The sequence below is a fragment of the Curtobacterium sp. MCBA15_008 genome (assembly GCF_001865065.1).
Classification (GTDB): Bacteria; Actinomycetota; Actinomycetes; order Actinomycetales; family Microbacteriaceae; genus Curtobacterium.
This window is the reverse complement of sequence record NZ_MJGN01000013.1, coordinates 68,550-86,464: the sequence shown is the minus strand read 5'-3', so window position 1 is coordinate 86,464 and position 17,915 is coordinate 68,550. Positions and strand designations below refer to the sequence as shown.

General features: G+C 71.8%; 19 protein-coding genes. 5 read left to right on the top strand and 14 right to left on the bottom strand.

What is annotated here, in order from left to right; translation table 11 throughout:
• Positions 1-139: 139 nt before the first annotated feature.
• Entirely contained in the window at positions 140-901 is a 762-nt protein-coding gene (locus BIU96_RS07270) for an SDR family NAD(P)-dependent oxidoreductase (protein WP_071291945.1), read from the bottom strand.
• A 78-nt stretch (positions 902-979) separates the two neighbouring features.
• On the bottom strand, positions 980-3,418 hold the full coding sequence (locus BIU96_RS07265) for an excinuclease ABC subunit UvrA (protein ID WP_071291944.1): 2,439 nt from the start codon (positions 3,416-3,418) through the stop codon (positions 980-982).
• Between the two features lie 146 nt (positions 3,419-3,564).
• Between BIU96_RS07265 and BIU96_RS07260 the strand changes: the two genes are divergently transcribed.
• Positions 3,565-3,846, top strand: coding sequence for a VOC family protein (locus BIU96_RS07260; RefSeq protein ID WP_217642241.1), 282 nt, complete (start codon positions 3,565-3,567; stop codon positions 3,844-3,846).
• Between the two features lie 16 nt (positions 3,847-3,862).
• On the opposite strand, the gene BIU96_RS19770 is transcribed toward BIU96_RS07260, so the two are convergent.
• Positions 3,863-4,006: a hypothetical protein gene (locus BIU96_RS19770; protein WP_175477481.1), complete on the bottom strand. Its 144-nt coding sequence runs from the start codon at positions 4,004-4,006 to the stop codon at positions 3,863-3,865.
• A 409-nt stretch (positions 4,007-4,415) separates the two neighbouring features.
• Between BIU96_RS19770 and BIU96_RS07250 the strand changes: the two genes are divergently transcribed.
• On the top strand, positions 4,416-4,832 hold the full coding sequence (locus BIU96_RS07250; protein ID WP_071291942.1) for a VOC family protein: 417 nt from the start codon (positions 4,416-4,418) through the stop codon (positions 4,830-4,832).
• On the opposite strand, the gene BIU96_RS07245 is transcribed toward BIU96_RS07250, so the two are convergent.
• From BIU96_RS07245 to BIU96_RS07230, 4 genes are all read right to left on the bottom strand, one after another.
• Positions 4,813-5,760, bottom strand: coding sequence for an isoprenylcysteine carboxylmethyltransferase family protein (locus BIU96_RS07245; RefSeq protein ID WP_071291941.1), 948 nt, complete (start codon positions 5,758-5,760; stop codon positions 4,813-4,815). The genes BIU96_RS07250 and BIU96_RS07245 overlap by 20 nt on opposite strands.
• Before the next feature lie 95 nt (positions 5,761-5,855).
• The gene (locus BIU96_RS19765; protein WP_175477480.1) at positions 5,856-5,993 is read right to left on the bottom strand and encodes a hypothetical protein; all 138 of its coding nucleotides are present in this window, start codon (positions 5,991-5,993) and stop codon (positions 5,856-5,858) included.
• A 73-nt stretch (positions 5,994-6,066) separates the two neighbouring features.
• Positions 6,067-6,972 (bottom strand): SDR family oxidoreductase, encoded by a 906-nt coding sequence (locus tag BIU96_RS07235; RefSeq protein WP_071291939.1) that lies wholly within the window; start codon positions 6,970-6,972, stop codon positions 6,067-6,069.
• A 206-nt stretch (positions 6,973-7,178) separates the two neighbouring features.
• Positions 7,179-7,925 (bottom strand): alpha/beta fold hydrolase, encoded by a 747-nt coding sequence (locus tag BIU96_RS07230; protein WP_071291938.1) that lies wholly within the window; start codon positions 7,923-7,925, stop codon positions 7,179-7,181.
• A 51-nt stretch (positions 7,926-7,976) separates the two neighbouring features.
• Here BIU96_RS07230 and BIU96_RS07225 point away from each other — a divergent pair, with 51 nt between their 5' ends.
• Positions 7,977-8,180 carry a hypothetical protein gene (locus tag BIU96_RS07225; protein ID WP_133520408.1) on the top strand — a complete coding sequence of 68 codons (204 nt, stop codon included), beginning with the start codon at positions 7,977-7,979 and terminating at the stop codon, positions 8,178-8,180.
• Between the two features lie 30 nt (positions 8,181-8,210).
• On the opposite strand, the gene BIU96_RS07220 is transcribed toward BIU96_RS07225, so the two are convergent.
• Both BIU96_RS07220 and BIU96_RS07215 read right to left on the bottom strand, forming a co-directional pair.
• Positions 8,211-9,530: a PP2C family protein-serine/threonine phosphatase gene (locus BIU96_RS07220; RefSeq protein ID WP_071291936.1), complete on the bottom strand. Its 1,320-nt coding sequence runs from the start codon at positions 9,528-9,530 to the stop codon at positions 8,211-8,213.
• A gap of 90 nt (positions 9,531-9,620) precedes the next feature.
• Entirely contained in the window at positions 9,621-9,884 is a 264-nt protein-coding gene (locus BIU96_RS07215) for a hypothetical protein (protein WP_071291935.1), read from the bottom strand.
• A 123-nt stretch (positions 9,885-10,007) separates the two neighbouring features.
• On the opposite strand from BIU96_RS07215, the gene BIU96_RS07210 reads away from it, so the two are divergent.
• On the top strand, positions 10,008-10,967 hold the full coding sequence (locus tag BIU96_RS07210) for an SDR family oxidoreductase (protein WP_071291934.1): 960 nt from the start codon (positions 10,008-10,010) through the stop codon (positions 10,965-10,967).
• Between the two features lie 158 nt (positions 10,968-11,125).
• Here BIU96_RS07210 and BIU96_RS07205 read toward each other — a convergent pair whose 3' ends face one another.
• The 5 genes from BIU96_RS07205 to BIU96_RS07185 are packed head-to-tail and all read right to left on the bottom strand — an operon-like array spanning position 11,126 to position 16,545.
• A complete protein-coding gene (locus BIU96_RS07205) occupies positions 11,126-12,151 on the bottom strand; it encodes a Gfo/Idh/MocA family protein (protein ID WP_071291933.1) in 1,026 nt (341 codons plus the stop codon).
• Positions 12,152-12,204: 53 nt separating this feature from the next.
• Positions 12,205-13,188, bottom strand: a complete 984-nt coding sequence (locus BIU96_RS07200; RefSeq protein ID WP_071291932.1) for a Gfo/Idh/MocA family protein — start codon at positions 13,186-13,188, stop codon at positions 12,205-12,207.
• 21 nt (positions 13,189-13,209) lie between these two features.
• Positions 13,210-14,601, bottom strand: a complete 1,392-nt coding sequence (locus BIU96_RS07195) for an ABC transporter substrate-binding protein (RefSeq protein ID WP_071291931.1) — start codon at positions 14,599-14,601, stop codon at positions 13,210-13,212.
• A complete protein-coding gene (locus tag BIU96_RS07190; RefSeq protein WP_071291930.1) occupies positions 14,598-15,536 on the bottom strand; it encodes a carbohydrate ABC transporter permease in 939 nt (312 codons plus the stop codon). Before BIU96_RS07190 ends, BIU96_RS07195 begins: the two co-directional genes overlap by 4 nt.
• Before the next feature lie 4 nt (positions 15,537-15,540).
• Complete coding sequence (locus BIU96_RS07185; protein ID WP_083402722.1) at positions 15,541-16,545, bottom strand: carbohydrate ABC transporter permease; 1,005 nt, start codon at positions 16,543-16,545, stop codon at positions 15,541-15,543.
• A 90-nt stretch (positions 16,546-16,635) separates the two neighbouring features.
• Between BIU96_RS07185 and BIU96_RS07180 the strand changes: the two genes are divergently transcribed.
• Positions 16,636-17,898, top strand: coding sequence for an ROK family protein (locus BIU96_RS07180; RefSeq protein WP_175477479.1), 1,263 nt, complete (start codon positions 16,636-16,638; stop codon positions 17,896-17,898).
• Positions 17,899-17,915: the final 17 nt, after the last annotated feature.

The window sequence follows — 17,915 nt, the reverse complement described above, 5'->3', positions numbered from 1 at the left end:
ACTCGCGATGCGACCCGACCTGGGGTGGTGGGCTGACGGCCGGCCGCGGCCGATCCAGCCGCACGCCGTGCCGTGCCGCGCCGTGCAGCGCGCCGCCGCACCGCCCGCCGCGGCCCGACCGCCGCCCGGCGCACCGCCGTCAGCGCGCCGTCCACCCGCCGTCGATCGGCAGGGCCGTCCCCGTGATGAGCGATGCGCCCCCACCCGCCAGGAACGTGACGGCCGCAGCCACCTCTTCCGGCTGCCCGATGCGGTGCAGCGCAGCGATGCGCTCGACGGTGTCCTGCCGGAAGGCCTCGTCCGACAGTGCCGGTTCGGTGCCGTCCGTCTCGATGAAGGTCGGCGCGACCGCGTTCACCCGGATGCCGTACTGCCCCCACTCGACGGCCAGGCACTTGGTCAGGTGGATCACGGCCGCCTTGCTCGTGCAGTACACCGACTCGCCGGGCAGCGCGACGAGCCCCGCCTGCGAGGCGATGTTCACGATCGACCCGCCGCCGGCGTTCCGCATGTGCTTCGCGACGTGCTGGGAGACGAAGAACGTCGACTTCGTGGTGAGGGCCCACACCGCGTCGAAGTGCTCCTCGGTCACGTCGAGGGCGTCCTCAACGATCCCGCCGCCGGCGTTGTTCACCAGCACGTCGATGGTCCCCAGCTCGTCGACCACGGCGTCGATCGCCCGACGGCAGGCGGCGAGGTCGGTCACGTCCATCCGGACCGTCGTCACCCGCCGTCCGAGTGCGCGGATCTCGTCGGCCAGCGCGGTCGCGCCCTCCGGGTCGCGCACCCCGAGGGCGACCTCCGCGCCGTGCGCGGCCAGGTCGAGGGCGATCGCCCGTCCGATCCCACGGGAGGCAGCGGTCACCAGGGCGACGGATCCGGTCAGGGGCGTGGAGTGCATGCGTGGTCCTTCAGGTCGGCCGGGAGGCGCGGTGTGCGCCGTCCCGCCGCCATCCTCCTGCAGGTGGCCGGTCGGCGCTCACGCGTGCTGCAGTTCCTCCCGCAGGAACGGTGCGGTCCGGCTCGCGGACGACGCGGCGACGTCGGCGGGAGAGCCGGCCGCGACCACGTTGCCGCCGGCGTCGCCGCCGCCCGGGCCCATGTCGATGACGTGGTCGGCCTTCGCGACGACGTCCATCGCGTGTTCCACGACCACGACCGTGTTGCCCGCATCGGTGAGTCGGGCGAGCTGCTCGGTGAGGAGTTCGACGTCCGCCGGGTGCAGGCCGGTCGTCGGTTCGTCGAGCAGGTAGAGCGTGTGGCCCGAGCGTGCGCGCTGCAGCTCCGTCGCGAGCTTGATGCGCTGGGCCTCGCCGCCCGACAGCTCGGGAGCAGGCTGCCCGAGCCGGAGGTACCCGAGCCCGACCTGGCGGAGGACGTCCAGCGCGCGACCGGCGGCCGGGATCGCGGCGAGGAACGGAGCCGCCTCGTCGACCGTCATCCCGAGCACGTCGGCGATCGTCGCGCCGTTCCACCGCACCTCGAGCGTCTCGGCCGTGTACCGCGACCCGTGGCACTCCGGGCACGGTGCCCAGCTGCCGGGCAGGAACAGGAGCTCGACGGACACGGAGCCCTCGCCCTGGCAGACCTCGCACCGACCACCCGCGACGTTGAAGGAGAAGCGTCCGGCGGTCCAACCACGGGCGCGGGCCTCGTCGGTCGCCGCGAACGCCGCGCGCACGGCGTCGAACAGCCCGGTGTAGGTGGCGAGGTTCGATCGGGGCGTCCGACCGATCGGCTTCTGGTCGACCTGCACGACGCGGTCGACGAGCGGGTGGTCCGCCGCCACCGCGGGCAGGACCCCGCCGACGAGTGAGGACTTGCCCGAGCCGCTGACGCCCGTCACCGCGGTGAGGACCCCGAGCGGCACGTCGACGTCGAGCCCACGGAGGTTGTGGCGGGTGACGTCCCGGAGCTCGAGCGTGCCGACCGGCTTCCGCGGGGTGCGCGGTTCGACGGGACCGGCATCGGGGGTGAGGAACCGCCGGGTGACGGAGGCCTCGACGTCGGCCAGCCCGTCGACCGGGCCGCTGTACAGGACGGTCCCACCACCCGCGCCGGCGCCCGGACCGACGTCCACGATCCAGTCCGCCTGCCGCACGATGCGCATGTCGTGCTCGACGACGAAGACGCTGTTGCCGCCGGCGCGCAGGTCCTGCAGCACCTCCATGAGCGATTCGGCGTCCGCCGGGTGCAGGCCGGCGCTCGGCTCGTCGAGCACGTAGACGACGCCGAACAGCCCGGACCGGAGCTGCGTCGCGATCCGCAGGCGCTGGGTCTCACCGGGGGAGAGCGTCGGGGTCGCCCGGTCGAGTGAGAGGTACCCGAGTCCGAGGCCGGTGAGCACCTCGACGCGCGTGAGCAGGTCGCGGGAGATCGCCACGGCGACCTCGGTGTGCTCGCCCGACGACGCCCGGGAGGTCGCGGGGCCGGCGTCGGTGATCGCCGCGATCGGGCGCAGCACGTCGGCGAGCGCCGTCAGGGCGAGTCCGTTGAGCTCGGCGATGGTGCGTCCGCCGACGGTCACGGCGAGCGCTGCCCGGGTGAGACCGGTGCCGTGGCACAGCCCGCACGGGCCGGATTCGACGAACCGCAGCGCCTTCGCACGCTGCGTCTCGCTCTGGGAGTCGGCGAGCGTGTGCAAGATGAACTGCCGGGCGCTCCAGAAGCGTCCCTTGTACGGCTTGGCCACGCGGTCACGCTTGGGGTGGACCTCGACGACGGGCTGCTCCTCGGTGAACAGCAGCCAGTCGCGGTCCGCGCGGGGGAGTTCCCGCCAGGGTCGCTCGATGTCGTACCCGAGCACGGCCGTCACGTCGCGGAGGTTCTTCCCCTGCCAGGCACCCGGCCACGCGGTGATCGCGCCGTCGCGGATGCTCAGGGAGTCGTCGTGCACGGCGGACGCCTCGGTGACCTCGTGCGCGGTGCCGAGGCCGTGGCAGCGTGGACACGCGCCGGCGACGGTGTTCGGCGAGAACGAGTCGGACTCCAGACGGTCCGCGCCGTCCGGGTACGTGCCGGCGCGCGAGAAGAGCATCCGCATCGAGTTCGACAGCGTCGTCAGTGTGCCGACCGTCGATCGGGTGCTCGAGGCACCACGGCGTTGCTCCAGTGCGACCGCGGGCGGCAGCCCCGTGATCGAGTCGACGTGCGGTGTCGAGCCCTGGGCGATGAGTCGTCGGGCGTACGGGGCGACGGACTCGAGGAAGCGCCGCTGCGCCTCGGCGAAGACCGTGCCGAACGCGAGCGAGGTCTTGCCCGATCCGGAGACGCCGGTGAACGCGACGATGCGGTCGCGGGGGACGTCCACGTCGACTCCGCGGAGGTTGTGCTCGCGCGCGCCGCGGACGCTGATGAAGCCGTCGCGCTCGGTGCCGGTCGTGGTGGTGGTCGGCGAGGGCAGCGCGGAGGAGGGCATCCTCACGATGCTAGGCGGGACGGCTGAGCGCGGCCGTGGCACACTCGGCGTCATGGAGCGGGTCACCGGGGTCGGCGGGTTCTTCTTCGCCGCGCGGGACCCGGAGGGGCTGTCCCGCTGGTACGCCAGGCCACCTGGGCGTCGACGTGCCGCCGGTCGACTACGACACGTCATCGTGGCGGCAGCAGTCCGGAGCCACGGTGTTCGCGCCGACGGACGCCGGATCCGACGAGCTGCGCGCGACATCCCACGGGTGGACGCTGGACTTCCGGGTGGTGTCCCTCGACCCGATGGTGGAGCAGCTGCGCCGTGCCGGCATCGAGGTCGCCGTCGATCCCGAGACCTACCCGAACGGACGGTTCGCCCGGTTGGTCGACCCGGAGGGCAACGGCATCCAGCTCTGGCAGGCCGAGGGCGCCGACTCCTGAGGCCGTCGACCGTCGTTCAGGGGCGGTACTCGTCGGGCTTCTTCGCTGCCAAGGTCGGCGGCTGCCCGGGCGGGACGACCCCACCAGAGCCGAGCGGCGTCAGGACCCCGGCGAGGACCTGCCACGCGCGCAGTGCCACGCGGCCCGCGGCTTGCAGCACCGTCAGCATCGTTCCCCCGATCACCTGGTCGTGCAAATGTGCTCGGTCCGGCTCGTCGCGACCGCGGCCCCCACGACCGCGGCCGCGAACGACCGGACTCCCCGCACGGCCACCACGATGCTCCTCATGAGCACCCGTCGCATCCGCCGAGCGGATGAACCCTGACCGTCAGTCGGCTGCCGTGCACCCCGGAGGTCGCTCGCACACCGGCCCGACCGCTCGTCGTGGGAGCAGAAATCGTCGGGTGGTCGGCGACCTCCCGACGATTTCTGCTCCCTCGACGGGGAGCGACGGGGAGCGACGGGCAGCGACTGGGCCCGAGCCCACCCCTTCCGCACCCCGCCTCCGTCTGGGACGATGACCGGGACACGGACGACGGCGTCCGTGCTCGATCCGCGAGGAGTCCACCATGACCGTCCGGCTCAACCCCTACATTGGCTTCCGCACCCAGGCGCGCGAAGCCCTCGGCTTCTACCACGGGGTGTTCGGCGGCGAGGTGACGCTCAGCACCTTCGGCGAAGCAGGCATGTCCCAGGACCCGGCCGACGCCGACAAGGTCATGCACGGCCAGCTCGACGGCGCGGACGGCATCGTGCTGATGGTGTCCGACGCCCCCGCCGGGATGGAGTCGCCCGAGGTCAGCAACATCTCGATCTCGCTCAGCGGCGACGACAGGGAGGCGCTCACACGCTGCTGGAACGGCCTCGCCGAGGGCGCGTCGATCATCGAGCCGCTGACCGAGGCGCCGTGGGGCGACACCTTCGGCATGCTGACCGACCGCTACCGGGTTACCTGGCTCGTCAACATCAGCGGCGCGGCGGGTTGACCGCGTCCGCCGGGGCGATGGCGGCGATCGGCCACCGCGGCACCCAGCACCGGACCCGGGCAGCGTAGCGACGGAAGTCGTCGCCGAACCGGTGCTCCAGGTCGGCCTCCTCGAGCGGCCGGACGACGCAGTTCCACACGATGGACCCGGCGAGCGCGTAGACGACGACCATCCACGACGACAGCAGGAGTCCGACGGCGACGCCCTGCGTGATGCCGGCGAGGGCCATCGGGTTCCGGACGGACCGGTAGGGCCCGGCGACGACGAGCCGGTTCGGCATCGCGGACGGCAGGGGTGTCCCGTTGCCCTGGGTGGACATGGCAGTGGCCGAGGCGATGCCGAGCGCGCTCGCGGCGACGAGGACCACCGCGCCCGTGACGACCGAGCCGACCGTCACGGCGTCGGGGAGCGGCGGGCGCAGTCGCCACCGCTGTTCCGCGAACGCGATCACGAGCGGCAGCACCCCGAGGAACAGCCCCCAGAAGACGACGATCTGCACGACGGTGCCGAGCACGTGCCGCCCGCGCGGCGCCGCGGCATCGGCCGTGCGGAAGCGCAGCGGCCCGGCGGTCACCCACGCGGTGGGGATCCGGCCGAGCAGCAGGAGTGCCAGTGCGAGCGCCGACCCGACGGTGGCGCCGATCATCACGAGGACGCCGACCCCGGCCTCGGTGGTGACCGTGGCCCAGATCGCCACGGCGGTCGTGACGACCGCTGTCCAGATCGTCGCGACCACGCCCGCGGTGCGGACGCCCGCGGCCGCGAGACCGGAGGCGACGACGAAGAGCGGCACGTCGAACGCGGCGACGAGGACGGGGTCGAGCGACCCGAGCGTCGCGCTGCGCACGGCCGGTACCGAGAAGACGGCGACCCACCAGACCGCTCCGGCGACGGCCTGCACCGCGAAGTACAGCCGACCCCAGGACATGTGAGCACGGTAGCAGTGAGCGAGACCGGAGACGGACTGGAGGCGCGGTGCCAGCCGGCACCGCGCCTCCAGTCCGTCAGGACGTCACCGCGAGATCAGCTGTGGTCGTTGATCTGGCCCAGCCAGCGTCCGAAGGACGGTGCCTGCTCGTCGTGCAGGCTGGTGAGGACCGGCTTCGGCAGGCAGGTGCGGTCGTCGTCGATGCCGGCGCTCTTGTGGAGGTCGAGGCTCATGGTGTGCTCCTTCGCATTCGGTGCAGTGTTCGACACCGGGCGGGTCCGTTCCATTCCCACCCGGTGCAGGGGATCAGGGGGTGACCATCCCGCCGTTGACGTTGAGGGTCTCGCCGGCGACGTAGCTCGACTCGTGCGAGGCGAGGAACACGTACGCCGGGGCGAGCTCGGCGGGCTGCGCCGCGCGACCCATCGGGGACTCGCTGCTCCCGAACTCCGGCAGGGACTCCGGGTCCACACCGCCGCTCGGCTGCAGCACGGTCCACGTCGGGCCGGGCGCGACGACGTTCACCCGGATGCCGCGCTCGATCAGCAGCTGCGAGAGTCCCTTCGAGAAGTTGTTGATCGCTCCCTTGGACGCGGCGTAGTCGAGCCGGTCCGGGGCAGGCTGGTACGCCTCCATCGACGCGGTCGTTGTGATGGTGGCGCCGGGCTGCAGGTGGGGGAGCGCTGCCTTGACGAGCCGGAACAAGCCGAACACGTTGACGTCGAACGTCGCCTCGAACTGCTCGTCGGTGATGTCGAGCAGATCGGGCTGCCACCGCTGCTTGCCGGCGACGCTCACCAGCGCGTCCAGCCCACCGAGGCCGGCGACGACCTGGTCGACGAGCGACGGCGCGTACTCCCGATCGCGGAGGTCTCCCGGGATCGCGAGGGCGGTCCGACCGGCGGCGCGGATCTGCTCGACCACGTGGTCGGCGTCGGACTGCTCCTCCGGCAGGTAGGCGATCGCGACGTCCGCCCCCTCCCGCGCGAACGCGATCGCGACGGCGGCACCGATGCCGGAGTCGCCGCCGGTGACGAGGGCCTTCCGGCCGGCGAGCCGACCGGTGCCGCGGTAGCTCGACTCGCCCAGGTCCGGTACGGGGCGCATCTCGGACTGGAGGCCCGGCTCGGCCTGCGTCTGCGGGTCCGGTCGGACGTCGGGGTAGCGGGTGCGCGGATCGCTCGCTTCGTACTGGTCGGTTGGGCTGGTCATCGGATGACCGCCTCGAGCTCGACCGTGCCCCAGCCCTCGATGCCGTGCCACACCACTGCGCGCATGTTCGCTCTCCCGTTCGTCCTGGTGCCCGCAGCGTGTCGGCGGGCGCTTCGTCCTGGTGGTCGTCGACCACCGAACCCGCTGCCTCCTGGACGACCGCCGAGCACCATCCGCCCTGCGCATCCGTCCAGCTGTGACGGTCGTCACACGGCGTGGCCCGCGCCACGGCGACGCGGTGCGACGCCGTCGGACTTGTCCTCGGCGTGGAAGGCACGAACGAGGTCGGCGACGAGTCCGGGCTTCTCGACGATGAGACCGTGCGTGGCACGGGGGACGACCGCGAGTTCCCCGTCGGGCAGCGCCTCGAGCATCGTCGTCAGGTGGTCGAGCCGCACCTCGTCGTCGTCGCCGCAGAGGATGAGCACCGGGACGTCGAGTCCACGCAGGCGGGCAGTGCTCACGTCGGGTTCGGTCTCGTGCAGCGCGCGTGCCTTGGCCGTCACGATCGCCCAGTGGTCCGCGCCGTCGGGGGACACCTCCGCGTAGGCGTCCGCCATGAACTGCGGTGGATCGCCGTCCAGCACGCCGGAGTACCACCCGTCGACGGAGTACGGAGCACCGCCGAACACGAGCGAGCGGACGAGGTCGGGCCGGTCCAACGCGAGGTGGAGCCCGACGACGGCGCCGTCGCTCCACCCGAGCACGTGCACCGGACCAGCGTCCAGGCGCTCGACGACCGTCGCGACGACCGCTGCCGCGTCGGCGAAGTGCCACGGGCCGGGAACGTCCGCGGTGCGTCCGTGCCCCGGCCGGTCGACGACAACGACCCGGTGCCCTGCGAACGCCCCGGCGAGCAAGGACATGCTGCGCGAGTCGGTCCCACCGGGGTGCAGCAGCAAGAGCGGCACGCCGTCGCCCCCGGTGTCGGAGCTCCACGTCGTCGTCGCCATGGTCGAGTGTCCCACCGGTTCGGGCAGAATGGGGGTGTGAACGAGACGGGCATGCCGCGCTTCCGACGGATCTGGTCCACCGTGCAGGTGGGCGTGCTCGCCGTCGCCGTCGTGTTCTGCATCGTGATGCTCGTGATCGGGCAGGGCAAGCTCGACCGGGTCTACGCGGTCGCCGCGGTGTTCTTCGGCCTGGCGCTCGTCGGCCACAGCACCTACCTGTGGCTGGTCAACCGCGGCGCGCGCGACCGCCCCTGACCCGATCGTTCGGTACCACTGGGCAGCGGGTCACGCGCCGTCCGGCCGGTAGGCCACGCACAGGACGGTGACGTCGTCCGGGTGCTCGGTGGCCCCGGCCATGGTCGCGATCCCGTCCACGACGGAGCCCGGGTCGGGGTGCCGCGACAGCCAGTCGTGCAGCCGGTCGACGGAGTCGAGATCGCCGCCGAAGAGGTCGAGCACCCCGTCGCTGACGGAGACCACGACGTCACCGGGCACGAGGTCGAGGGGCTCACTGGTCCACTCCGTCCCGACGCCGATCGGCAGGTGCTCGGAGCGGAGCGTCCGGACCGCGCCGTCGGCGGTGCGCAGGAACGTCAGACCGTGCCCCGCGTCCACCCAACGAGCCGTGCCGTCGCGGTCCACCCGCATGTGGAAGCAGGTGGTGAACTGGCCGCTGGTGAGGTCGGCCGAGCCGGTCGCGAGTCCTGCGGCCGCTCGTCGGACCGCGACCGCGGCGTCGTCGTCGTCCACGGTGCTGCGGATCACCGAGCGCACGGCTGCGGCGATCATGCCGGCACCGACGCCCTTGCCCATCACGTCGCCGAGGGTGAACGCGGCGCCGTCCGGCGTCGGGAACCAGTCGTAGAAGTCACCGCCGACGGCGCGGGCGGGGATGCAGACGCCCACGGCGCGGACCTCGGGCGGGAGCTCGTCCGCGGAGGCCGGCAGGAGCGACTGCTGCACGAGCGCCGCGCGGTCGATCTCGCTCTCGGCGACCCGCCGGCGACGCTGTGCCGCCGCCAGCTGCAGACCGGCCTGGCGGGCGAGCTCGTTCGTCACCGCCGCGGTCGCGCCGAAGGTCGACACCACGATCACCAGGCGCACGAGCTCGCTCGGAGCCGGGGGTGTGGGTGCCAGCAGGTACGGCAGCAACAGCGTGCCGGTGGTGGCGAGGACCGGCCAGACCACGTGCTTCCGGCCGGCGTTCGCCGCGACCCAGATGACCGGCAGGACGACGATCGCCGTGAACACCGAGCTGCCGTCGCCGGTGCCGTAGCGGAGCAGCGCGACCGCGAAGAAGTCGACGGCTGGCACGAGCAGCTCCACCCGGGCCACGCCGGGCCACCGCGCCATCAGCCCGGCGCCCACCAGGCCCGCGACGGCCAGCCCGACACCGGTCCACATCCAGCGGGCGTCGCTGACGACGAGCCAGGGCAGGAGTGTGCTGCACACGGCGGCGGCGACCACCAGCGCGGCCACCACCGACTGCTTCGCGAGAGGCTCCCACGAGGTGCGGAGGCCGGTGAGGACGATCGGTCCGGTGTCGTCGCGGACGCTCACCGTCCAGGACGCGGTCCTCGTGGTCTGCCCGGTGGCGCTCGTCATCACGACGAGTCAACCGGGTCGGCGGTGCCGGGGCAACTCCGGACCGCGAGTCGGCGCGGTGTGGGCCGTCCGATTCGGCCGGGTCGGCCGCTACCCGGCGAAGCGGACCGCGAGCGGGACGAGCAGTCCGGCGACCCACACGAGCACCATCAGCAGCGCACCGATCGCGATGAACCGACGGCGGCGGCGCAGCTTCGGGCTGCGTTCCTCGCCCCACATCTGCGCGCGCACCAGCACCCGGTTCGCCTGCTCGACGACCTTCCGGACCTCGGGGTCGTCGAGCTCGAGCACCCCGGCCCGGGCGTGCTCGGCGATGACCGTGGCCTCGTCGACGGTGAGGTCGTCCTTGCGCATGCGCCCATGCTCCCACGCGGTGCCCGCCGCCGACAGGGCCGCCGTCGCGCGTGCGCCGATCGGCGGGCGCGGGGTACGTCGACCTGGACGACAGCGCAGGTCGCCGCGCGTAGCAACGAGCGCATGGCACATCGGTTCCGCGGGAAGATCGTCGTCGTCACCGGAGCATCGAGCGGCATCGGCAGGGCCGCCGCGCACGAGTTCGCCCGGCAGGGTGCGACGCTCGTGCTGGCCGCGCGCAGCCACGACAGCCTCGAGGCCGCCGCTGCCGAGTGCCGGAAGCTCGGTGCCGAGGCCGTCGCGATCCCCACCGACGTCGCCGACGAGCACCAGGTGAAGGACCTCATCGCCACCACGACGACCCGCTTCGGCCGGATCGACGTCTTCGTCGGGAACGCCGCCCTGTTCGTCTACGGCCTGTTCGAGCAGACCCCGACCGAAGCGTTCAAGCGCGTCGTCGACACGAACCTCTACGGCCACCTCAACGCGATCACGCACCTGCTCCCGCACTGGAAGCAGCGCGGGAAGGGCACGTACGTCCTCGTCGGGTCGATCCAGTCGCTGCTCTCCGCGCCGTACCAGTCGGCGTACGTCACGAGCAAGCACGCCGCCCTCGGCCTGGTCGACGTCCTGGGCGACGAGTTCGCCGGCACGGGAATCCGGTTCACCGCGCTGCTGCCGTCGACGATCGACACCCCGATCTACCAGAACGGCGCGAACTACACCGAGAAGGCTTCGCACCCGCTGCCCCCGACGGTGTCCGTCGACCGTGCCGGCCGGGCGGTCGTCCGCGCGGCCCTGCACCCGAAGCGCTACCGCTTCGTCGGTCGGATCCAGGCCTCGCTCGTACCGTTGCAGTACGTGTTCCCGGGGCTGTTCCACAAGATCACGAAGCCGATGGTGCAGACCTTCGCGCTCCGCGGGGCGCAGCCGCCGACGGACGGGAACCTCTACCAGCCCGCCGATGCCGACAACGCCACGAACGGCGGCTGGGTCGCCAAGCGACGCCGGGTCACCCGGCCCGTGCTCTGGGCCGGTGCGCTCGTCGCGGTCGCGGCCGTCGCGCTGGGCCGACGCCGCTGACGGCCTGGAGGCGCGTGGCGGGCCCGCACCGCGCCTCCCGTCCGTGGTCCACCGTCCCACCCCGTCGAGGGAGCAGCAAACGTCGGGTCCTGTCAGGCAACCCGACGATTCCTGCTCCCTGGACGAGGACATGCCGGCAGTCCCGGCCACCCGACGGGTCAGACCGTCGCGACCTCGTCCACGCGGAGCACCGGCGCGATCGTCCCCGAGCGGGCACCCTCGTACGCCGCCAGGATCATGCCGAGGACGGCGATCCCCTCCCGCTCGGTGTGGATCGGCCGCGTGCCGTCGCGCAGGCACACCCCGAACGCGCCGATCTCGGCCGCGAAGGTGTCCACCTCGTCGAAGGTCCGCGTCTCGCTGGTGCCGTCGAGCAGGTCCCACCGCAGCGTGGTGCCGTCGCTCGTCAGCGCCCCGAGCTCCCCGACGACGCTGAACCGCTCCGTCCCGGCGGCCGGCTCGTACGCCCAGCTGGTCACGAGCTGCCCGACCGAGCCGTTGTCGAACCGGAAGAGGGCCTGGGCGGAGTCCTCGCCCTCCATGAACCGCAGTCGGTGGGTGGACAGCATCGCCGTCGCCTGCACCGGGACGCCGCCGGCGAGGTGCATGAGCAGGTAGCTGGGGTGGTACCCGGTGTCGATCAGCTCCCCGCCACCGCTCTGGGCGGCGTGCGCGCGCCACCCCATGTTGGACGGGTCGAACTCGTTCCGGAACGAGTCGGTCGTGCGGACCTCGTACACGGTGCCGAGCGCGCCCGAGTCGATGAGCTCCTTCGCGGCGGCGACCGCCGGCAGGAACAGCTGGTTGTGTGCGCACATCAGCGTGACGCCGGCCTCGGTGACCGCCGCCTGCACGTCTCGGGCCTCCTCCGGGGTCAGGCAGAGCGGCTTCTCGCAGAGGACGTGCTTGCCGGCGCGGGCCGCCGCGACGATGGCGTCACGGTGCAGGTGGTGCGGCAGGCAGATGTCGACGGCGTCGACGTCGGCGCGTTCGAGCATCTCGACGTAGTCGGTGAAGTGCGGCACGCCGAGTTCGGCGCCACGGGCCTCGGCGGTCGCCGCGACCGCGTCGGCGACCGCGGTGATGCGGATGACGTCCGCGTGCTGCTGGTACCCGGCGATGTGGAAGGTCGCGATGCCGCCGCCGCCGATGAGGCCGACGCGGATGGTGGGGTCAGTGGGCATGGTGAGGGCTCCTCTTCGTGTGGTCGTGCTGTGCTGGTGTCCGTGTCGCCGGGTCAGGCGGGCACGGGTTCGCGGGCTGCCGCGTTGGCCGCGACCACGAGCCGGGTGAGCTCGACGGCGCGCGCCAGGTTGTCGTCGGCGCGGGTGCCGGCGGCGATGTGGTCCACCCACTGGCCGAACGCGTCCTGGGTGTCCTCGGGGACGGGGAGGGTGACCACCTCGTCGCCGTAGGCCGGCCCGCCGGCGGTGAGCCGCGCCTCCAGGTCGGAGTACGCGAGCCAACCGCGCGTCCCCGCGACGTCGATCGTGAAGGGCGTGCCGGCGACGAAGCCCGCCTCGATGACCCCGATCGCCTGCGAGGGGTACCCGACCGTGACGACGGCGTGGTCCTCGACCGCACGGCCGGTGACCGAGCGGTACACGGCCTGGACCGTGTCGGGGTGGGCACCGAGGAACAGCTGCGTCAGGTAGACCGGGTGGCAGCCGAGGTCCGTCAGGGCCCCGCCGATCGCGGTCGACGGGTCGAAGAAGCGTTCCGGCAGCCACGGCGCCGCCGCTCCGTCGTGGGACAACCGGACGCGTGCGTACGACACGTCGCCGAGCCGTCCGGCGTCGAGTTCGGCCGTGATCGCCGCCGTGTACCCGTGGTAGAGCCGGGGGAGCGAGACCACGAGCCGGACGTCCGCGTCGTCGCACGCGGCGATCACCGACTCGCACTCCTCGACCGTCGGGGCGAGGAGCTTCTCGGTGAAAACGTGCTTGCCGGCGCGCGCCGCCCTGGTGATGACGTCGTGGTGCACATCGGTCGAGGTCGTGACGGTGACCGCGTCGACGTCGTCCCGTGCGAGCAGGGCGTCGAGGTCGTCGGTGTACTCGACGCCGAACTGCTCGGCACCGGCGCGACCACGCTCTGCGTCGTCGTCCCACACGGCGACGAGCTCCGTGCCGGGGTGCGCGACCGCCTGTCGGGCGTAGTCACCGGCGTGGACGTGCCAGAAGCCGAGGACGGCGACGCGGATCGGTGTGGTGGTGGGCATGGGTTCCTCTCACGGACCGGGTCAGACCCGGACCTTGTCGTAGTCCTTCGGCAGCCGGAACGGGGCGTACGTCTGCATCATCGGGTCGACGCGGTTCTGCGCCCGTTCGACCGCTTCCTGTGGGGACGCGGTGCCGAGCAGCACGCTCGACCGGGCGTCGGCGAGGGAGTCCCACCACGCACCGCCCACGGGGAGCGGCGGTCGGCACGTCGACGCGCCCATCGACTCGACGAAGAACCGGATCGACTTCGCCGAGCCCTTCGGGTCCTTCAGCGCCGAGATGTTCGAGGGCACGCTCGTGGCCGGGACCACGTAGGTCTCCTGGCCGCGCTTGCTCGTGAAGTACTTCATGAGCTCCCACACGGCACGGTTCTTCTTCGAGCCCTTCGGCAGGCACAGCGCGAAGCCGCCGGACCAGGTGTACGGATCGTCGCCGGCCTGCTGCACCGGCAGCGGCGCCACTCCCCAGTCGAGGTCCTTCGGGCCGTAGTTGTCGAACGTCTGGATCGTGGACGGCACGCTGACCATGAACGCCATCCGGTCCGCCATGAACGCGGTCTGCCCCGGCGGGTGCCCCGTGGGCTCGTACGTGGCGATGAAGGTGTCCGCCGCCTTGTAGCCGACGCGGTCGGCCCAGTCCTCGTAGAACTCGAAGACGCGCTTGACGCCGGGGGAGTCCATCGTCATCCGGGAGTCCTGCTGGTCGTAGTACGACGCCCCGAGCCCGAGACCCCACGTGAACGGCCACCCCTCGCCGTACCAGGGCAGGAGCCCCATGTGGGTGTAGTTCCCGCCGGACTTCTTCGTGATCCGCTCGCTGACCTCCCACACCCGGTCGAACGTCGCCGGCCCGCTGTGCTGCCAGTCGAACTCGTCCGGGTCGACCCCGGCGCCGGTGAGCATCTTCCGGTTCACGAACATGCCACGGGCGTCGGTGTCGTGGGGGAGCCCGTACGTCTTCCCCTCGTAGGTGACCTCGCCGATCGTGAAGCCCAGCCACTGCGCCAGGAACTCGTCCTTCGGCTGGTCCTCGAACTCCTCGATGAGGTCGTCGATCGGTTCGATGAGCCCGATCGCGGCGTACTGCGCGGCACTGAACCGGTCCAGCAGCCACAGGTCCGGCGCGGTCCCACCCCGCACGGCCGTGATGATGCTCGTCGCGTCACCCGTGCCCTGCGACGGCACCACGTTGACCTTGACGTCGATGTCCGGGTGGATCTCGTTGAACTGCTTGATCACCTTCGTCTGGAAGGGCACGAACGTCCCCGTGACACCCCAGATCGTGACCTGGTTCGGGTTGCTCTTCGCTGCCGAGCCGCTGGCGCACGAGGCGGCGAGCAGTGCCAGCGCTCCGGCACCACCGGTGGCCGCGGCACCGCGGAGGAACGTGCGACGGTCGAATGCGCTGCTCACTTGAAGCTCCCGATCTGGACACCGCGGATGAAGGTCCGCTGGAAGACGAAGAAGAGGACGACGAGCGGCAGGATGATGAGCACCGACGCCGCCATCAGCTGGTTGAACTGGAAGTCCTGCGAGTTGTTCAACCGGAAGATCTGCAGACCGATCGAGAGCGTCTGCACGTTCTCGTCCTGCAGGTAGATGAGCGGCCCGAGGAAGTCGTTCCACGCCCCCACCGCCGCGAAGATGCCCACCGTGACGAGTGCCGCCCGGGCCTGCGGGAAGACGACCCGCCACAGGATGCCCCACTCCGACGCGCCGTCCATCCGCGCCGCGTTCAGCAGGTCCTTCGGGATCTGTAACAGGAACTGCCGCAGCAGGAACACGTAGAACGCGGACCCGAACAGGCTCGGCACGATGAGGGGCAGGAAGGTGTTGATCCACCCGAGCCGTGCGTACAGGTCGAACATCGGGATGAGCGTCACCGGAAACGGGATGAACAGCGTCGCGAGCACGACGTAGAACAGCCGGTCGCGGCCGCGCCACTCGAGGCACGCGAACCCGTACGCGATCACGAGGTTCGACGCCATCGAGAACACCGTCACGCACGCGGTGATGATCAGCGTGTTCCGGAAGAACGTGAAGAACGGCATCGCGTTCACGGCGTCGCCGAAGTTCGAGAAGTCCAGCCAGTGCGGGAACCAGGTGGGCGGGAAGGCTCCGAGCTCGGTGTTGCCCTTCAGTGCGGAGATCACCATCCAGTAGATGGGCACGAGGAACAGCAGGCTCATCGCGATGAGCACCACACGGGCGATCACGGAGGACCACGGCGAGCGGACGGAGCCGTCGGCGTTGCGGGAGCGTTCGCCACGGCGGTCGCGGCGACGGCTCGGACGCACCGTCTCGACCGAGGCGGTGACGGTGGGCGCGGACTTGGTGTGCAGGCTCATCGGGTCACTCTCCGGTCACGTCGTAGTTCACGAACCGCTTGGACAGCCAGTACACGAGCCCCGACAGGAGCATGCCGGCCAGGAACAGCAGCACGGCCATCGCGCTCGCGAACCCGAGCTGCGCGTAGCTGAACGCGTTCTTGTAGAGGTAGAGCATGTAGAACAAGGTCCCGTTGTCGGGGCTGCCGAGTCCGCCCATGCCGGACGAGATCACGTACGCCTCGGTGAAGACCTGCAGGCCGTTGCTGATCCCGGTGATGAGGTTGAACAGGATGACCGGGGACAGCAGCGGCAGGGTCAGCGCGAAGAACTGGCGCACCGGCCCGGCGCCGTCGACGCGGGCTGCCTCGTAGAGGGTCTTCGGGATCCCGCGGAGCCCCGCGAGGAAGATGAGCGCCGCGTTGCCCGCACCCATCTGGGCCAGTGCGACGATCACGAGCTTCGCCGTCGTCGGGTCGCCGAGCAGGTTCGTCGCCGGGATCCCGACGAGCTTCATCACCTGGTTCACGATGCCGGTCTGGGGGTTGACGAGCACCACGAAGATGAACGCCAGCGCGAACGTCGGGATGAGCGACGGGATGTAGAGGGCGGTTCGGTACCACCCGATCTCGCGGACGTCCTGGTTCATCGCGATGGCGATCACGATGGCGACCACGATGCCGACCGGCACGGCGATCACCGCGTAGAACAGCGTGTTGCCGACCGCGGTGTGCACGAGCGGGTCGATGAAGGCGGCGATGTAGTTGCCGAACCCGACCCAGGTGATGTCGTTCATGCCCGAGTACCGCGTCAGGCTGATCGCGAACGAGTACACGAGCGGGTACCCGATGAACACGAGGACGCCGATGATCCAGGGGGAGACGAAGGCGAGACCGATGCGGAGCCGGCGCTTCTCGGCGACGCTCCACGGGTGCTTCTCCCGTGGTCTGCGCCGCGGCCCGGGGGCGGCGCCTGTGCGCGCCCGGGGGGTCGGTGGTGCTGCGGTTCCGGATCGTGTCGTCGTCGTCACGAGCGTCCCTTCGCGTCGTGGCCACCCCGATGTGGCCCTCGATTCAATCAAAATGATTGATCAAACCGAGTTGGTGCGATGCTAAGGACCATGGACGAGCCGCGTCAACCACCTGGGCACCGCGTGCTGCAGCGCGGAACGAACAGCGCGCGGATCGGCACGCTGAACCGAGCGCTCCTGCTGGACGTGGTCCGACGGCACGGTCCGGTCACGCGGACGGCAGCAGCCGCCGCCACCGGCCTCACCGCCCAGACGGTGAGCAACATCGCCGCGCGGCTGCTCGACGACGGGCTCCTCCGCGAGGACCGCGGCCCCGCCCCGGACCAGCAGCGGCTGCTCGGGATCGCACCGGACGCCCACTGGGCCGTCGGGCTCCACCTCGACCCCGCACGCGTCGTCGGGGTCCTCGTCGACCTGGCCGGCACGGTCGTCGCGACGGAGCGTCTCGACGTGGGACCGTTGCACGGTCCGGCCGAGATCCTCGACGCCATGGCCGCGATGACCGACGCGCTGCTGACCGCCGGGCCTCCGGGCGTGCGCGACCGGCTCGTCGGCGTCGGCGTCGCCGCCCCGGGCCCGCTCGACCCCGCGCACGCGGTGCTCGCCGCCCCCGTGCAGCTCCCCGGGTGGGCCGGGCTGCCGGTCGTAGCGGAACTCGGCCGGCGGACCGTTCTGCCCGTCGTGCTCGAGAAGGACGGGGTGGCCGCCGGGCTCGGCGAGGCGTGGACGACCACGAACACCACCGGCCTGATCGCGGTCACCCTCGGCCACGGCATCAGCGCCGCGGTGCTCGCCGGAGGTCGGGTCGTCCGGGGAGCCACCGGCAACGCCGGCGAGTTCGGCGGCATGCCGGTGCACGCGCACGGCCGGTGGACCGCCGTCTGGGAGGCCTGCCAACCCCTCCAGCAGGTCGAACGCGCCGTCGCCGCCGGGGTCCTGCCGGCCGGCACGTCGACGGCGTGCGCCGACGACGTCCGAGCGGCCTACGAGACCCTGTGCGGCACGCCCGAGGGGGAACCGCTCGTCGTCGCCGGTGGCCGCGCCCTGGGATCGGCCCTGGCGCACGTCGTCGAACTGCTCGACGTGACCGACGTCGTCCTCGGGGGCAGCTCGGCGATCGCCGGCGGCGCCGTCTTCCTCGACGCCGTCCGTGCCGGCCTGGACGACCGGCTACCGGGGGCGCAGCGCACCGCCGTCAGTGGGTCGCGTCACGGCGAGGCAGCGGTCGCGCGCGGAGCCGCCTGCGCCGTCCTCGCCGCGGCACTCGACGTCGCACCACCCCCGCGGTCGGCGCCGCCGCGTGCGGTCGCGGTGCGTGGTCCGCGTGCCCGCAGCATCGCCCACCCCTGGTGACCGGGGCGGTGGACCGG

Bases quoted from the DNA above. Each gene is read 5' to 3' on its own strand.
- BIU96_RS07270 (WP_071291945.1), bottom strand. From the start codon at position 901: ATGCACTCCACGCCCCTGACCGGATCCGTCGCCCTGGTGACCGCTGCC.
- BIU96_RS07265 (WP_071291944.1), bottom strand. From the start codon at position 3,418: ATGCCCTCCTCCGCGCTGCCCTCGCCGACCACCACCACGACCGGCACC.
- BIU96_RS07250 (WP_071291942.1), top strand. From the start codon at position 4,416: ATGACCGTCCGGCTCAACCCCTACATTGGCTTCCGCACCCAGGCGCGC.
- BIU96_RS07245 (WP_071291941.1), bottom strand. From the start codon at position 5,760: ATGTCCTGGGGTCGGCTGTACTTCGCGGTGCAGGCCGTCGCCGGAGCG.
- BIU96_RS19765 (WP_175477480.1), bottom strand. From the start codon at position 5,993: ATGAGCCTCGACCTCCACAAGAGCGCCGGCATCGACGACGACCGCACC.
- BIU96_RS07235 (WP_071291939.1), bottom strand. From the start codon at position 6,972: ATGACCAGCCCAACCGACCAGTACGAAGCGAGCGATCCGCGCACCCGC.
- BIU96_RS07230 (WP_071291938.1), bottom strand. From the start codon at position 7,925: ATGGCGACGACGACGTGGAGCTCCGACACCGGGGGCGACGGCGTGCCG.
- BIU96_RS07225 (WP_133520408.1), top strand. From the start codon at position 7,977: ATGCCGCGCTTCCGACGGATCTGGTCCACCGTGCAGGTGGGCGTGCTC.
- BIU96_RS07220 (WP_071291936.1), bottom strand. From the start codon at position 9,530: ATGACGAGCGCCACCGGGCAGACCACGAGGACCGCGTCCTGGACGGTG.
- BIU96_RS07215 (WP_071291935.1), bottom strand. From the start codon at position 9,884: ATGCGCAAGGACGACCTCACCGTCGACGAGGCCACGGTCATCGCCGAG.
- BIU96_RS07210 (WP_071291934.1), top strand. From the start codon at position 10,008: ATGGCACATCGGTTCCGCGGGAAGATCGTCGTCGTCACCGGAGCATCG.
- BIU96_RS07205 (WP_071291933.1), bottom strand. From the start codon at position 12,151: ATGCCCACTGACCCCACCATCCGCGTCGGCCTCATCGGCGGCGGCGGC.
- BIU96_RS07200 (WP_071291932.1), bottom strand. From the start codon at position 13,188: ATGCCCACCACCACACCGATCCGCGTCGCCGTCCTCGGCTTCTGGCAC.
- BIU96_RS07190 (WP_071291930.1), bottom strand. From the start codon at position 15,536: ATGAGCCTGCACACCAAGTCCGCGCCCACCGTCACCGCCTCGGTCGAG.
- BIU96_RS07180 (WP_175477479.1), top strand. From the start codon at position 16,636: ATGGACGAGCCGCGTCAACCACCTGGGCACCGCGTGCTGCAGCGCGGA.